The 14,760-nt window shown below is 65.8% G+C and carries 12 protein-coding genes; all 12 read left to right on the top strand.

The window, feature by feature from the left end; genetic code table 11:
• Window positions 1–19 precede the first annotated feature (19 nt).
• The 12 genes from AC1RRP_RS01820 to AC1RRP_RS01765 all read left to right on the top strand — a co-directional run bounded on the left by AC1RRP_RS01820 (window position 20) and on the right by AC1RRP_RS01765 (window position 14,733).
• Complete coding sequence (locus tag AC1RRP_RS01820) at window positions 20–1,231, top strand: amino acid ABC transporter substrate-binding protein (RefSeq protein WP_493032659.1); 1,212 nt, start codon at window positions 20–22, stop codon at window positions 1,229–1,231.
• A gap of 15 nt (window positions 1,232–1,246) precedes the next feature.
• A complete protein-coding gene (locus AC1RRP_RS01815; RefSeq protein WP_493032657.1) occupies window positions 1,247–2,113 on the top strand; it encodes a branched-chain amino acid ABC transporter permease in 867 nt (288 codons plus the stop codon).
• An 8-nt stretch (window positions 2,114–2,121) separates the two neighbouring features.
• Window positions 2,122–3,939, top strand: coding sequence for a branched-chain amino acid ABC transporter ATP-binding protein/permease (locus AC1RRP_RS01810; RefSeq protein WP_493032655.1), 1,818 nt, complete (start codon window positions 2,122–2,124; stop codon window positions 3,937–3,939).
• Window positions 3,939–4,646, top strand: coding sequence for an ABC transporter ATP-binding protein (locus tag AC1RRP_RS01805; protein WP_493032653.1), 708 nt, complete (start codon window positions 3,939–3,941; stop codon window positions 4,644–4,646). The genes AC1RRP_RS01810 and AC1RRP_RS01805 overlap by 1 nt, the downstream gene beginning before the upstream one ends.
• 13 nt (window positions 4,647–4,659) lie before the next feature.
• Window positions 4,660–5,433 (top strand): sterol desaturase family protein, encoded by a 774-nt coding sequence (locus AC1RRP_RS01800; protein WP_493032651.1) that lies wholly within the window; start codon window positions 4,660–4,662, stop codon window positions 5,431–5,433.
• Between the two features lie 21 nt (window positions 5,434–5,454).
• Window positions 5,455–6,237 (top strand): SDR family NAD(P)-dependent oxidoreductase, encoded by a 783-nt coding sequence (locus AC1RRP_RS01795; RefSeq protein WP_493032649.1) that lies wholly within the window; start codon window positions 5,455–5,457, stop codon window positions 6,235–6,237.
• Between the two features lie 10 nt (window positions 6,238–6,247).
• Window positions 6,248–7,705, top strand: coding sequence for an aldehyde dehydrogenase family protein (locus tag AC1RRP_RS01790; protein ID WP_493033424.1), 1,458 nt, complete (start codon window positions 6,248–6,250; stop codon window positions 7,703–7,705).
• Window positions 7,706–7,851: 146 nt separating this feature from the next.
• Window positions 7,852–8,727, top strand: coding sequence for a helix-turn-helix domain-containing protein (locus AC1RRP_RS01785; RefSeq protein ID WP_493032647.1), 876 nt, complete (start codon window positions 7,852–7,854; stop codon window positions 8,725–8,727).
• A 142-nt stretch (window positions 8,728–8,869) separates the two neighbouring features.
• Window positions 8,870–11,854: a xanthine dehydrogenase family protein molybdopterin-binding subunit gene (locus tag AC1RRP_RS01780; RefSeq protein ID WP_493032645.1), complete on the top strand. Its 2,985-nt coding sequence runs from the start codon at window positions 8,870–8,872 to the stop codon at window positions 11,852–11,854.
• Window positions 11,851–12,684 carry an FAD binding domain-containing protein gene (locus AC1RRP_RS01775; RefSeq protein WP_493032643.1) on the top strand — a complete coding sequence of 278 codons (834 nt, stop codon included), beginning with the start codon at window positions 11,851–11,853 and terminating at the stop codon, window positions 12,682–12,684. The genes AC1RRP_RS01780 and AC1RRP_RS01775 overlap by 4 nt, the downstream gene beginning before the upstream one ends.
• On the top strand, window positions 12,681–13,184 hold the full coding sequence (locus AC1RRP_RS01770; protein WP_493032641.1) for a (2Fe-2S)-binding protein: 504 nt from the start codon (window positions 12,681–12,683) through the stop codon (window positions 13,182–13,184). The genes AC1RRP_RS01775 and AC1RRP_RS01770 overlap by 4 nt, the downstream gene beginning before the upstream one ends.
• Window positions 13,177–14,733 (top strand): AMP-binding protein, encoded by a 1,557-nt coding sequence (locus AC1RRP_RS01765; protein ID WP_493032639.1) that lies wholly within the window; start codon window positions 13,177–13,179, stop codon window positions 14,731–14,733. Before AC1RRP_RS01770 ends, AC1RRP_RS01765 begins: the two co-directional genes overlap by 8 nt.
• Window positions 14,734–14,760 lie beyond the last annotated feature (27 nt).

Below are 14,760 nucleotides of genomic sequence, written 5' to 3'. Positions count from 1 at the left end.
AACAACGAGGAGACATGAGATGAAGACAATCAACCAGCTCATTGCGGCCAGCACCGTGGCACTGACCAGCGCCCTGACCCTGCTGCCGGCCCACGCCACCCTCGGCTCGTGCAGCGAGGCGATCGTGTTGGGCACCACCATTTCCGAGACGGGGCCGTTCTCGACCCTGGCCGACCGCTGGCGCAAGATGACGGAGGTCTTTGCCGAGGAAGTCAACAAGGGTGGCGGCGTATCGGTGAAGTCCTGCAACAAGAAGCTGCCGCTCAAGTTCGTGATCTATGACGACCAGAGCGTTCCGGCCACCGCCGTCGCCCTGTTCGAGAAGATGGCCACGGTCGATAAGGTCGATTTCTTCGTCGGTCCGGACTGGTCATCGCTGGGCGGTCCTGTGCCGCCGGTGGCCGAGAAGCACAAGATTCCCATGGTGATGGCCAACGTGGCCACGCCGTCTGTGTACGATCGCGGCCTGAAGTACATCTGGGGCACGCCTTTCCCGGTGGTGCCCAACTGGTCGGCGCGTTATTTCGAGATGATCGGCAAGGTCAGCCCGAAGCCCCAGACCATCTTCTTCATCACCCACGACAACCCGGTGATGAAGGGCATTACCGCGACCTGGAGCAAGAAAGCCGAGGAGCAGGGCCTGAAGGTGCTGGGCAATGAAACCTTCTCGCCCGAACTCAAGGATTTCACGGCGTTGATCGCCAAGGTCCGTGCCGCCAAGGCCGACATCATCTACCTGAGCTCCTACGACAACGCCTCGGTTCCCCTGGTACAGCAGATGCGCCAGCTCAAGGTGCGTGCCATGGACGTGCACCACACCATGCTCACCGGCGCGCTGCACCGCCAGGTCGGCAAGGACATCGAGGGCATGACCGGCGAACTGAGCTGGTACCCGGGTGTCAAGGGTGACTACAGCGACTTGGTCGAGACCGTGATGAGGCGTGCCGATGTGTCGATGTTCGACTACATCTGGACGCTGGGCCGCCTGACTTCCTACTTGACCATGATCCAGGCCATCGAGAAGGCCGGCGTGGTGGACCGGGAGAAGGTCAAGGAAGCCTTGTTCAAGGCCACGGTCAAGTCGCCCGCCGGCGACGTGACCTTCGACGAGCGCGGCTTCCCCAACACCGGTGCCTTTACGGTGCAGATGAATGGCGGAAAAGTCAATGTCGTGTGGCCGCCCGAGGTGGCCACCGGCAAGCTGGTCTGGCCATCGCCGACCTGGAAGTAAGCGGACGTCACGAAGATGGAAGTCCTGCTCCAGGTTCTTATTGGTGGGGTGCTGCTGGGCGGACTGTACGCGCTGGTCGCGTTCGGTCTGTCGCTGATCTACGGTGTCGTGCGCATCCTCAATTTTGCACACGGCACCCTGCTGGCGGTCAGCGGCGTGCTCGCCAGCTTGGCGTACGCCAGCTGGCAACTGCACCCGGTTCTGATCGCAGTGCTGCTGGCGCCGCTGCTGTTCGTCTGCGCCTACGGCTACTACCACGTGCTACTGCGCCCGCTGGCCAAGCGCAACCACTTCGAGGCCACGGTGGGCACGGTGCTGGTGACCGTCGGCACGTTGATGATACTTTCGGACCTTACGGCCAAGGCCGCCGGTGCCACCCAGCGCAACATCCCCTTGCGGCTGGAGGCGCTGGAGTTTGGCGAGATCGTCATCTCGACCACCCAGCTGCTGATCCTTCTGGGCATCGCGCTGCTGACCGTGGTGATGCACCTGATTCTTACGCGCACTTGGTTCGGGCGTGCGGTGCGCGCGGTGACGCAGGACCCGGTCGGGGCCCAGATCTGCGGCGTGCAGAGCACGCGCATGAAGGCGCTGACCTTTGCCTTCGGCTCGGCAACGGTCGCCATCGCGGCCGTGCTGTACGTGCTGTCCTTCCCCGTGGATCCCTACATGGGCTTCGGGCTGACGGTCAAGGCCTTCACCATCATCGTCGTCGGCGGCGTCGGCAACTTGCCGGGTGCCCTGCTGGCGGGGATCTTTCTCGGCGTGGCCGAAGGCCTCACCGGCCTGTACTGGAAGCCCGAATGGGCGCCTGCGCTCAGCGTGGTCCTGATGCTGCTGATCCTGGTGGCGTATCCCAAGGGCGTTGGAGTCAAAGCATGAAACATGGCATGTCACGCCCCGCCGGCTGGTTGACAGGCGGTGTCGGAGTGCTGGCGCTGGCAGCGCTGCCCTTCGTCAGCAACGCCTACATCACCACCATCGCATTCACTGTGCTGATCGCCTACATCCTGGGCCAGAGCTGGGACTGGGTTGCCGGCGAGATGGGTTACGTCAACCTGGGGCATTACTGCTTCTACGGCATCGGGGCCTACGCCTTCTCGATTGCGCTGGTCGGCCAATGGCCGCTGGTTGTCGCGATCAGCTTTGCGGTGCTGATCACAGCCCTGGCCGCGCTCGTCATCTCGGTGCCTCTGTTCCGGCTGCACGGCGACTACTTTGCCTTCGGCACGCTTGCGCTGCTGCCGCTCATGGAGGTGCTGGCCTACAACCTCACGCCGGTGACCAACGGAGCCGACGGCATCGTGTTGCCGGTGGAGCAGGTCCTCAAACCGGCCTACCTGATCTCTCTCGGGGTGTGCGTGCTGACCTTCATCGTCACGCTGCGCATCAATGCAGCGCGATTCGGCTACGCGCTCAAGAGCATCCGCAACGATGAGCAGGTGGCTGAGACTGTGGGTGTGCGCATCGCGCCGGTCAAGCGGCGCGTGCTGATGCTCAGCGCCAGCTTCGGCGCTGTGGCAGGCGCCTTGCAGGCCTGGCAGATGAGCTACATCGACCCGGCCACCGTCTTCGGCCTGAACGTGGCGCTGGTGCCAGTGGCCATGGTGCTGTTCGCCGGTTCCGGCCTGCGCTGGGGTCCGCTGGTTGGCGTGCTGGTGCTGGCCACGCTGCAGCAGTGGTTGCTGGTCAGCATGAAGGGCTTCCAGGCCACCCTGTACGGCCTGATCGTGCTGCTCATCGGGCGCTTCATGCCCGGCGGCTTCCTGCGCGCCAAGTGGGTACGACGCGTGCCGCTGCTCAGCGGCCTGGCGCGCGAGCATCACGAGTACATGGGCGAGTCGGATGCCAAGGCGGTTCCCCAGATGGCCAAGGACGGCGGCGCCGTGGCGCTGCCGCTGCCGCGCGTCCAGCCGGAGAGCGGGAAGCCCCTGATCGAGTTGCAGAACGTATGCATGCAGTTCGGCGGCAACGTGGCCGTCAACGACGTCAGCCTCAGTATTCGCCAGGGCGAGATCGTCGGCCTGATCGGACCCAACGGCTCGGGCAAGACCACCCTGTTCAACTGCATTTCTCGGGTGTACACGCCTACCGGTGGGCGCGTGATGTTTGCCGGCCAGGACTTGAGCCAGGCGAGCCGTGACGAGATCGCTCGTCTGGGCGTCGGGCGCACCTACCAGATCCCGCGCCCCTTCGGGGACCTGACGGTGCAGGAGAACATCGCCATTCCCTTGATGTTCAACGAAGCGCCGCTGTCGCCGCGCGATGCGATGCGCGAGGCGCGTTCCTTTATCGAGTACGCCGAGTTGAGCCACCGCCTGCGCGACCGTGCCGACAGCCTGTCGGTGCAAGAGCGCAAGGCGCTGGAATTCGCCCGTGCGCTGGCCTGCAAGCCGCGCCTGCTGCTGGTCGATGAGGTCGCCTCGGGCCTGACGCCGGTCGAGGTGCAGCGCTTCGTCGAGCACATCCGGCACGTGCGCGACCGCTACGGCATCACCGTGATCTGGGTGGAGCACATCTTCTCGGCATTGGAGAAGGTGGTCGACCGGGTCATCGTTCTGGAGCAGGGTTCGCTGATCGCCGACGGTCCCCTGAGCCAGGTGGTCAAGGACGAGCGTGTGCTCAATACCTATCTTGGCAGCGCTGCCCAGGCCAGCACCAAGACCAAGGTGCATAAATCCCCGCAGCGGGCAGAGGGAGTCGTCTGATGCTGACGCTGAAGAACCTGAGTGTGGACCACGGCGCCTTGCGCGCCCTGTGGGACGTTTCCCTGCACGTGGGCAAGGGTGAGCGCGTGGGCCTGCTGGGTGCCAATGGCGCGGGCAAGTCCACCGCGATGGGGGCTATCGTCGGCCTGTACCCTAGCGAGTCCGGCACCATCACCTACGACGGCCGGCTGCTGGATCGCCCTTCGACGGCCCAGACGGTGGCCGGCGGAATCGCCCTGGTGCCCGAAGGCCGACGCCTGTTTCCCGCGATGAGCGTGCTGGAGAACCTTGTCATGGGGGTCTATGCGGCGGCCAGCCGCAAGGACCTCGATGCAACGCTTGAGCGCGTCTACGCGCTGTTCCCGATCCTGCGCGACAAGGCGCGCCAGAACGCCGGCGAACTCAGCGGCGGGCAGCAACAGATGGTGGCCATCGGCCGTGCCCTGATGTCGCGACCCAGGCTGCTGCTGCTGGACGAGCCTTTCATCGGCGTGGCTCCGAGGCTGGTCGACGAGATCCTGGAGGCCTTGCGCAGCATCGCCGACGAGGGCGTGACCATGCTCCTGGTCGAGCAGAACACCCACCGCGCCCTGGACTTCGTGGAGCGTGCCTACGTGATCGAAAACGGCCGTACCGTGCTGGAGGGTGACCGCCAGTCGCTGCTGGACGACCCGGCCTTTGCCGCCAAATTTCTCGGACTTGAGTAGAAGGAGACACACCATGAACAGAGAACAGGAAATCGTTGCCCGCTCTAAGGCGTTTCGCGACGAGTACCGCGCCTCCACGCCGGGCTGGTACCGGGGTGAGATGCATCTGGCCTTCACGCTAACCTTCACCCTCGGCGTCATCTGGTACTGCGCCAGCCAACTCGGTACCACCGCCTGGCAGGAGTGGGTCTACGTGATGGTGCCGATGTTCCTCTTTGGCAACTGGGCCGAGTGGGCGGCGCACCGCTACCTGCTGCACAGTCCCAAGAGCCTGTTGAAGATGGCCTACAAGCGGCACGTGGCGACACACCACCAGTTCTTCTCGCACAAGACGCTGGACTATCACGGCCACCGCGACTGGCGTGCGCTGCTGTTCCCGCCTTTCGCTCCCGTCATGTTCGTGATGGCCGCGCTGCCGGCGGCCATCACGCTCGGTGTTCTGTGGACGGCGAATGCAGGCTACATCGCCATGATGACCATGGCTGGCTACTTCCTGATGTACGAGGGCCTGCACACGCTATCGCACATCGAGCACCCGCTGCTGGACCGCCTCCCGCTGGTCAACACCGTGCGCCGCATGCACGTGCTGCACCACAACCCGGACTTCATGCACACGCGCAACTTCAACCTGACCTTCCCCCTCTGTGACGCCCTGTTCGGCACCAGCGACCTCAGCTCGGGGGTGGTTGGCACGCTGTTCAACGGCATGTCGGATGAGAACCGCAAGGAAGAAGATCGCCGCAAGCTCGATGCGCAGCAAGTCGAGCGCAACACCGGCACTCACTGAGAACCCCCAACTGGAATCAATATGCTAGAGAACTTGAAACAATGGGCCCCGCGGCTGGACGGTCGCGTGGCGATCGTCACCGGTGCGGCCCAGGGCATCGGCGCGCGCTACGCGCAGGCGCTGGCCGCCGAGGGCGCCCGGGTGGTGTGCGCCGACGTCATCGACGCGGCCCCGACGGCGGCGGCCATCAATGCGGCGGGCGGCCAGGCCATTGCGGTTCGGGTCGACGTTACCTCGTCTGCGTCCACCCGCCAGATGGCGGCCGTGGCTGTCGAAGCCTTTGGCCGCATCGATATCCTGGTCAACAACGCCGGCCTCTTCACCAACCTGGCCCTCAAGCCCTTCGAGCAGATCGATGGCGCTGAGTGGGACAAGGTGATGGCGGTCAACGTGCGCGGTCCGTTCGAGTGCAGCAAGGCGGTGCTGCCCGCCATGCGCCAGCAGGGCTATGGCAAGATCATCAACATCGCCTCGGGAACGGTGTTCAAGGGTGCGCCGATGCTGCTGCACTACGTCAGCTCCAAAGGCGCCGTGGTCGCCATGACGCGCAGCATGGCGCGCGAGCTGGGTGACGCCGGCATCCGCGTCAACACGCTTGCGCCGGGTCTGACGGCCAGCGAAAACACCCTGGCGAACCCGGCGTGGCAGGGCGTCGTGAGCGCCAACAACATCGCCAGCCGTGCCATCAAGCGCGAGGTCACGCCGGAAGACCTCTGCGGCACACTGCTCTACCTGGCCAGCACCGACAGCGACTTCGTGACCGGCCAGGTCGTCGTGGTCGATGGCGGTTCCGTGATGCATTGAGTCCATGAACATGAGTCTTGAAGCCCGTAACCTGATCGATGGCCAGTGGCAGGATGCCGCGAGTGGCCGCTTTGAACCCAGCCTGAACCCGGCCGACGGGACCGTGATCGGCCGTTATGCCGCCAGCGGCGAGGTCGACGCGCAGGCCGCGATTGCCGCGGCCCGCTGTGCCTTCGACCGTCCGGACTGGGCGCAGTCGCCACGCCTGCGCCAACAGGTCATGCTGAACTGGGCCGACCGCCTGGAGGCGCGCGCCGACGAGCTGGCACGCCTGCTGACGCTGGAGAACGGCAAGGTCCTCGCCCAGTCACACGGCGAGATCGGCGCCGCCATCTCCGAGATTCGCTACTACGCCGGCCTGACCCGCTACATCCCGGGCCATGTGTTCGAGGTCGAGCCCGGGGTGTACTCCACCCTGCTCAAGGAGCCCGCCGGCGTGGCCGGTATCATCGTGCCCTGGAACGCACCGGTCGTGCTGCTGATCCGCTCGCTCACGCCGGCGCTGGCCGTTGGCTGCACTACGGTGATCAAGCCCGCGCCCCAGACAGCGCTGATCACCGCCGCGGTGATCGCCGAACTGCACGCGGTCGCCAAATTGCCCAAGGGCGTAATCAACCTGGTCAGCGAGCTCGGTCACGACGTGGCCCAGGCGCTCACCACTTCCGCGGGGGTCGACGTCATCAGCTTCACGGGTTCCAATGCCACCGGCCAGCGCATCATGGCGGCGGCGGCGCCCACCATGAAAAAGCTCTCGCTCGAACTCGGCGGAAAATCCTGCTGCCTGGTGTTCGACGACGTCGACGTCGCCCGCGTCGCGCCCCAGCTGGCCGCGGCCGCGACGATCATTTCCGGTCAGCAATGCACCGCCGCCCGGCGCGTGCTGGTGCACGCCTCGCGCTACGAGGAGATGAAGGTCGCGCTGTCGGGTGCGCTGCAGGCCCTGGTGGTGGCGCCTGGCGGCGCTGCCGGTGCCCATGTCGGCCCGCTGATCGACGCGCCGTCGCACCGGCGCGTGGGCGAGCTGATCCGGCAGGCCATGGACATGGCCGACGAGGTTATCCTGCGCGGCGGGCGCCCATCCGGTCTGCCGGCGGCAGGCCACTTCATGAGTCCGACCCTGGTGGCGCACCGCGATACCGGCGCCTTCTTCGTGCAGGACGAGATCTTCGGCCCCTTCGTGGTGCTGGAGAAGTTCGAGGATGAACGCGAGGCCGTGGCTCGTGCCAACCACAGCGAGTACGGCCTGTCGGCCAGTGTCTGGACGCAGGATGGCGCACGCCAGATGCGTGTGGCGCGGGCCTTGCGCAATGGCACCGTCTGGATCAACGACCACAACAAGCTCTATGCCGAGGCCGAGACTGGTGGTTACCGCCGCAGCGGCCTGGGTCGCCTGCACGGTTATGACGCCCTGATCGACTTCGTGGAGATTAAGCACGTTTACCACAACGCTGGCGTCGTCATGCCCTGAGCCAAGGGGAAGAACGAGGGCCGGTCGATTGGTCAGCTTGCAGGTGGCTGGTTGAGAAGCTGGGTCTGTATCCGGGTTATCCGGGGTGTGGGGCGGGGGTCGCGCACGCTATGCTGTGCGGGTTTTCCGTCACCACATCATCCATCGTGTCCTCAGCGGTCAAAATCTTCCAGGGGCGGTTCGGGCGCGTCGCTTTGCTCGACATGAATGCGCCTCTGGTCGGGCACGCCCATCACCACTGTCACATCCTGATCAAGGCCGGCGGGGTTGACAGCGCCTTTCGAGTGCGCGGAGAGCTCGCACCGTTGACCGATGACTTGGCGGTGCTGGTCAACGCCTGGGAACACCATGCCTATGAGCACCCGGCACCACCGGAACAAAACACCCTGATCCTGGCGCTCTACATTGAGCCAGGTTGGCTGGCCGAGATCCAGCGCTCGCTGGCGCTGTCCAGTCATCCGCGTTTCTTTCCAAAGTCCACTGTGAAGCTCAACGCGGTGACGCGTAAGAATGTCGAGGAATTTGTGTTGGAGTTGTGGTGGGCTGACGAGGTCTCGCCCGGCCGGTTGGAGCATCTGCTGTTCGAGCTGATCATCGAGGTGATAGAAAGCTGCTCGGGCTGGCGTGACCTGTCCAGCCCTCTCAAGAGCCGCCCACCGGCGGCCATGGATCCGCGCATCCGCCAGACGATTGCGGTGATGAAACAGGATGTCGCCGGCGACTTCGATGTTGATGACTTGGCCGACAAGGCAGGCCTGTCGCGGGCCCATTTCTTCACTCTGTTCCAGCGCGATACCCAGGTCACCCCTCTGGTCTACGCCAACGTGCTGCGCTTCGAGGCTGCGGTCCAGCGATTGACCCAGGGGCGCGACGCTGTCGGCGATATCGCGCACGATCTGGGTTTTTCTGCGCCCAGCCATTTCTCGCGCTTCTTCCGCGCCCACCTGGGTATCACGCCCACCGACTATCGGCGTGTGGTCAACCTGTTCGATCCGCCCGCTGAAGGCGCCGACCTGCTGTAAACGAAGTCATCAGACTTTTTGGTCAGTTTTCTGACCTATTGGTTCAAGTCCGGACTTTTACGTTAACGCCTTGTCTCCTGTTTGCCGACACTAGGTCGGACAGAACAGCGCGCCCAGCAAGGGCCGTATACAGGAGACAGATTTGCGAGCAGCTTCCCCCGTGGCCCCGGGCTCCACCGCTTTCGTGGGGCAGCGTCTCGAGCGTTTGGAAGATGCTGCCCTGCTGACCGGGCGTGGCGTCTACGCCGACGACGTGGGCGTCAAGCCAGGTACCTTGCAGGCCGCCGTGCTGCGCTCGCCGCATGCCCATGCCACAGTGCGTTCCATCGATATCGGTGCGGCTCTGCAACTGAGGGGGGTGCGCGTCATCCTTACCGGTGACGACGTGCAACGCTGGGCCCAGCCCTTCGTGGTGGGCGTCAAGCAGCCCATGCAACATTGGGCGCTCGCTGTCGATCGTGTCCGCTATGTCGGCGAGCCTGTGGCAGTGGTGGTGGCCGAGGACCGATACATTGCCGAAGACGCGCTGGACCTGATTCGTGTCGACTACGAAGTGCGTCCGGCGGTGGTCGCGATCGATGTCGCCTTGAGCGGGGAGTCGCCGTTGCTGCATGACGCCGTCGGCAGCAACGTGGTGTCCGATCGCCACTTCAGCTATGGAGAACCCGACGCCATTTTTCCGGGCAGTCTGCGTGTCTCCACGACGGTGCATTACCCGCGCAACAGCTGCTCGCCGATGGAGTGCGCGGTGGTCATCGCCGAGTACCTGGGCGAGGACGAAGGCTACGAGGCCTTGTCCAATTTCATGGGGCCCTTCTCGCTGCACGCGGTGATGGCCCTGGCGCTCAAGGTGCCGGGCAACAAGCTGCGCCACAAGGTGCCGCGCGATTCGGGTGGCAGCTTCGGCGTCAAGCAGGCAGTGTTCCCTTATGTCGTGCTGATGTGCCTGGCCGCACGCAAGGCCGGCGCGCCGGTGAAGTGGGTCGAAGACCGGCTGGAGCACCTGAGTGCCGCCACCTCCGCTACCGCCCGTCTGGCGACGGTCGCCGCCGACGTACGCGACGACGGCCGCATCCTGGCGCTGCACTGGGACCAGGTCGACGAGGTGGGGGCCTACCTGCGCGCGCCCGAGCCGGCCACGTTCTATCGCATGCATGGCTGCCTGACCGGTGCCTACGACATCCCCAACCTGAAGGTGCGCAACCGGGTGGTCGTGACCAACAAAACGCCGACCGGTCTGGTGCGCGGCTTTGGCGGCCCACAGGTCTACTACGCGTTGGAGCGGCTGCTCGATCGCATCGCTATCGAGCTCAAGATGGATCCGGTCGAGCTGCGCCGCCGTAACTTCGTCAAGGCCAGTCAGTTCCCCTACAAGGCTGCTGCCGGCGCGGTGCTCGACTCGGGTGACTACGACCGGATGGTGGACATGACCCTGGCGGCGGCACGCGAACAGGGGCTGTACGAACGCCAGCGCGCCGCGCGCGCCGCCGGGCGGCTGTACGGCATCGGCGTGGCCGCTGTGGTGGAGCCCTCGGTCTCCAATATGGGTTACATCAGCACCGTGCTCACACCCGCGCAGCGCGCCAAGGCTGGTCCGAAGAACGGAGCGATTGCCAGCGCCACGGTGGCCGTGGACCTGCTGGGTGGCGTCAACGTCAACATTGCCTCGGCGCCCGCCGGCCAGGGCCACATGACGGTGTGCGCCCAGGTGGTGGCCGACGCGCTCGGCCTGCAGCCGGCCCAGGTGATGGTCAACGTCGAGTTCGACACCGCCAAGGATGCCTGGTCTGTCGCCGCCGGCAACTACTCCAGCCGCTTCGCCGGTGCGGTGGCGGGTGTGGTGCACCTGGCCGCGCACAAGCTGCGCGACAAGCTGGCGCTGATCGCGGCCGACCAGTTCGGCTGCCTGCCGGCCGAGGTGGCCTTCGCTGGCGGCGAAATCTACAACACTGCCAACCCGGCGCTGCGCCAGCCCTTCATCCGGCTGGCGGCCAATCCGCATTGGGCGCCGGCGTTGCTGCCCGAGGGCGTGAGCCCGGGCTTGCGCGAGACCGCCTTCTGGACGCCCGCGGTGCTGGCAGCACCCGATGAGGCCGACCGTGTCAACACCTCGGCCACCTACGGTTTTGTCTTCGATATCTGTGGCGTGGAGGTGGACGTCAACACCGGTGCGGTGCGCGTGGACCGCTATGTCACTGGGCACGACGCCGGGCGCCTGCTCAACCCGGCGCTGGCCGACGGGCAGATCCAGGGTGCCTTCGCGCAGGGCCTGGGGGCGGCGCTGCTGGAGGAGTTTCGCTACGGCGGCGACGGCAGCTTCCAGTCCGGCACGCTGGCCGACTACCTGATGCCCACGGCCTGCGAGACGCCCGACCCTGTCATCGTCCACCTCGAAACCCTGTCGCCTTTCACCCCGCTGGGGGCCAAGGGCCTGGGCGAGGGCAACAATATGAGCACGCCGGTGTGTATTGCCAACGCCTTTGCCGATGCGTTGAGCCCACGCATGGACCTGGCGGATGTGCGCCTGCCCCTGACACCGGGCCGTGTGCTGGAGCTGCTTGAGGTACAGGATCCTTCGCCCCGGGAAATGCCGCGCCCGAAACTGGCCATGCCTGCCGGCGAAGGCCTGGCGCTGCAGGCGCAGGGCGAGGTGGACATACCGGCGCCGCCGGAGCAAGTGTTTGCCGTGCTGCTGGACCCGGTGGCGCTGGCCCGTGTGATCCCGGGCTGCCACGCCCTGCAGTCCACCGGCCCCAACCGCTACCGCGCCGATGTGACCGTGGGTGTGGGCTTGGTCAAGGCGCGCTACGAGGCCGAGATCATCCTCTCCGATATCGACGCCCCGCGCAGCCTGCGCCTGGCCGGCAGCGGCCGCTCCTCGCTGGGCACAGGTGCCGGCGACGGTCTGGTGACGCTACAGGCCACGGCTACCGGAACGCGCCTGAAGTACGACTACAGCGCCCAGGTGGGTGGCAAGGTGGCCATGGTGGGCAGTCGCATGCTCGAAGGCGCCGCCCGCATCATCGTGGCCCAGCTGTTCGAGTCGCTGGGTCGTCAGGCCGGCGGAGAAGCTGTAGCGCCCAGCTGGTGGCGTCGGGTCCTGCGTCTTCTGGGGGTACGCGCATGAAGCCCGCCGCATTTGACTACGTACGTGCCGATAGCGCCGAGGCGGCCTGTGAACTGCTGGCTCGTCACGGCGAGCAGGCCCGCATCCTGGCTGGAGGCCAGTCGCTGATGGCCGTGCTCAACATGCGTCTGGCGCAGCCAGAGATGCTGATCGATATCTCGCGCAGCGTCTCGTTGGCACGCATCGAGATACGGGACGGCTACCTGCAGGTGGGCGCTTCCGCCACCCAGGCCGAGCTGGAGTGGCGTGAGGGCCTGGCCCGCGAGTTACCGCTGCTGCAGCTGGCCTTCCCCCATATCTCGCATTTCCAGATCCGCAACCGCGGCACGGTGTGCGGCTCGATCGCGCATGCCGATCCGTCGGCCGAGCTGCCGCTGTGCCTGCTGGCCCTCAAGGGCAGCGTTGTGCTCAGGCGCGGCACCCGCCAGCGCCTGTTGCCGGCCGACCAGTTCTTCACCGGCATGCTCAGCACAGCGCGAGCGCCCGACGAATTGCTGGAGGCGGTGCGCTTTCCCCTGGTCCGGCCCGGTCAGGGCTTCGGTTTCCGGGAGTTCTCCCGCCGGCACGGTGACTTCGCGGTCTGCGCGGTGGCCGCCATCGCCGACGCGCAGGGGCTGCGCGTGGCCGTGGGCGGCGTGGCTGACCGGCCGATGGTGCGCGAATGGCCGCTGCTGGAAGGCAACGCGCTGGACGACGCGCTCAACGAGTTCGCCTGGGCGCTGGATGCTCGCGACGACCCACAGATCAGCGCGGCCTCGCGCCGCCACCTGGTGCGCCGACTGGGCCGTCAGGCCGTTGCCGAGGCCCTGCAAGCAAGGAATTCCAAATGAACCATGACATTCTTGGGCGCCAGCAGCTGTACCCGGTGACGATCGAAGTCAACGGTCGCAGCCGGCGCGGTCACAGCACGACGCGCACACTGTTGAGCGACTACCTGCGCCACGAGTTGGGTCTGACCGGCACCCACGTGGGCTGCGAGCATGGCGTGTGCGGTGCCTGCACGGTGCAACTGGACGGCGTGGCCTGTCGCTCCTGCCTGACGCTGGCCGTGCAGGCCGATGGCCGGCGGGTCGACACCGTCGAAAGCCTGGCTGGCGAGGGCGGGGTGCTGTCCGAGCTACAGGCCGCCTTCAAGCGCCACCACGCGCTGCAGTGCGGCTTTTGCACCGCCGGCATCCTGATGTCCAGCACCGACTGGCTTCAGCGCCTGCGCCAGCAGGGCCGCAAGCCCAGCGAGCAGGACGTGCGCGACATGCTTTCGGGCCACCTGTGCCGCTGCACGGGTTATGCGCCCATCGTCAAGGCCTTGATGGAGGTGGCAGATGCTTGATTTGGGACGGACTTTCCTGCAGAGCGTGGAGCGGTCGCCGAGGGCTATCGCGCTTGTCGACGGCTCGCAGCGTCTGAGCTATGCGCAGTGGGCGCTGAAAATCGGCGCGGTACAGCGCGGCCTGCGCGAGCTGGGCCTCAAGTCCGGCGACCACCTGCTGTCGGTACTGCAAAACCGCGTCGAAGCGGCCACCTTGCACTGGGCCTGCCAGTTTGCCGGCATCGTGATGACGCCGCTGAACTGGCGCGCCAAGCCAGAGGAGATTCTCCACTGCCTACGGGATGCGGCGGCCTCGGTGCTGGTCTATGAGCAAGCGTCGGCCAGTGCCGTGTACGAGGCTGTGACAGTCCACCGGGCCACGCTGGTCTACGTAGGCGAGGGGGACACCAGCGGCCTGCGTTACGCCGACTGTTTCAAGGGCGAATACACCCCCGTGCCACAGGCCCAGGCATTGGACCTGTCGCTGATGCTCTACACCTCGGGAACCACCGGCGCACCCAAGGGAGTGCCGCGCCGCCAGCACGCCGAACGCGTGGCCGCGCTGGCGCACGTGGCACAGAACCGGTACGGGTATGGCGAATGCACGCTGGGCGTCATGCCGCTGTACCACACCATGGGGGTACGCTCGTTGCTGGCGCTGGCTTTGGTCGATGGCTGTTTCGTCTGTATGCCAAAGTTCGACGCCGCGCAGGCGCTGGCCCGTATTCAGTCCGAGAAAGTCAGCCATCTCTATCTGGTGCCCACCCTGTACCACGACCTGCTGGCGCATCCCGACTTCTCCCGCACTGACATCTCATCGGTGCGTCGCCTTGGCTTCGCCGGTGCGCCGATGCATGACGCGCTGCTGTTGCGTCTGCAGGCAGCCTTCAAGCCCGACTTGTTCGTCAACCACTATGGCAGTTCCGAGATCTATACCTTCGCCATCAACCAGGATGCTGTCGGCAAGCCAGGCTCGGCCGGGCGTGCCGGCCTCAACACCCGCCTGCGCGTGGTGACGTTGGACGGCAAGTCGGTCGAGGAGTTGGCCGCGCCTATGGAGGAGGGGCAGATTATTGCCGACTTGCTCAGCGACGAGGCCTTCGAGGGTTACCACAACCGGCCCGACGCTAACGCGAAGAGCCTGCGCGACGGCTGGTACTTCACCGGTGATACCGGCTACGTAGACGCCGACGGCGACTTGTTCGTGACCGGCCGGGTCGACGACATGATCATCAGCGGCGGCGAGAACATCTCGCCGGTCGACATCGAATCGGTGCTCTCGCTGCACCCGGCCGTGGACGAGGTGGCTGTGGCTGGTTTGAAGGACGAGCGCTGGGGGCAGCGTGTGGTCGCCTTCGTCAAGCGCAAGCAGAACGTCTCTTCCGAGGGGCTGGACCAGCACTGTCGCACTTCCGATCTGGTCAACTTCAAGCGCCCGCGGGAGTATGTCTTCGTCGATGAAATTCCCAAGTCGCCCGTGGGCAAGGTACTGCGCCGCAAGCTGGTGGCCGGCGACTACACGCCCGAAGCCGAGCCGGGCACCGGCCTGCCGCCAGTGCCGCCCGCTTGAACTCATTTCCTCCGCTCAACCTAAAGG

The sequence above is a fragment of the Hylemonella sp. GW821-FHT12C09 genome, from assembly GCF_058807395.1.
This window is presented reverse-complemented; position numbering and strand designations above follow the sequence as displayed.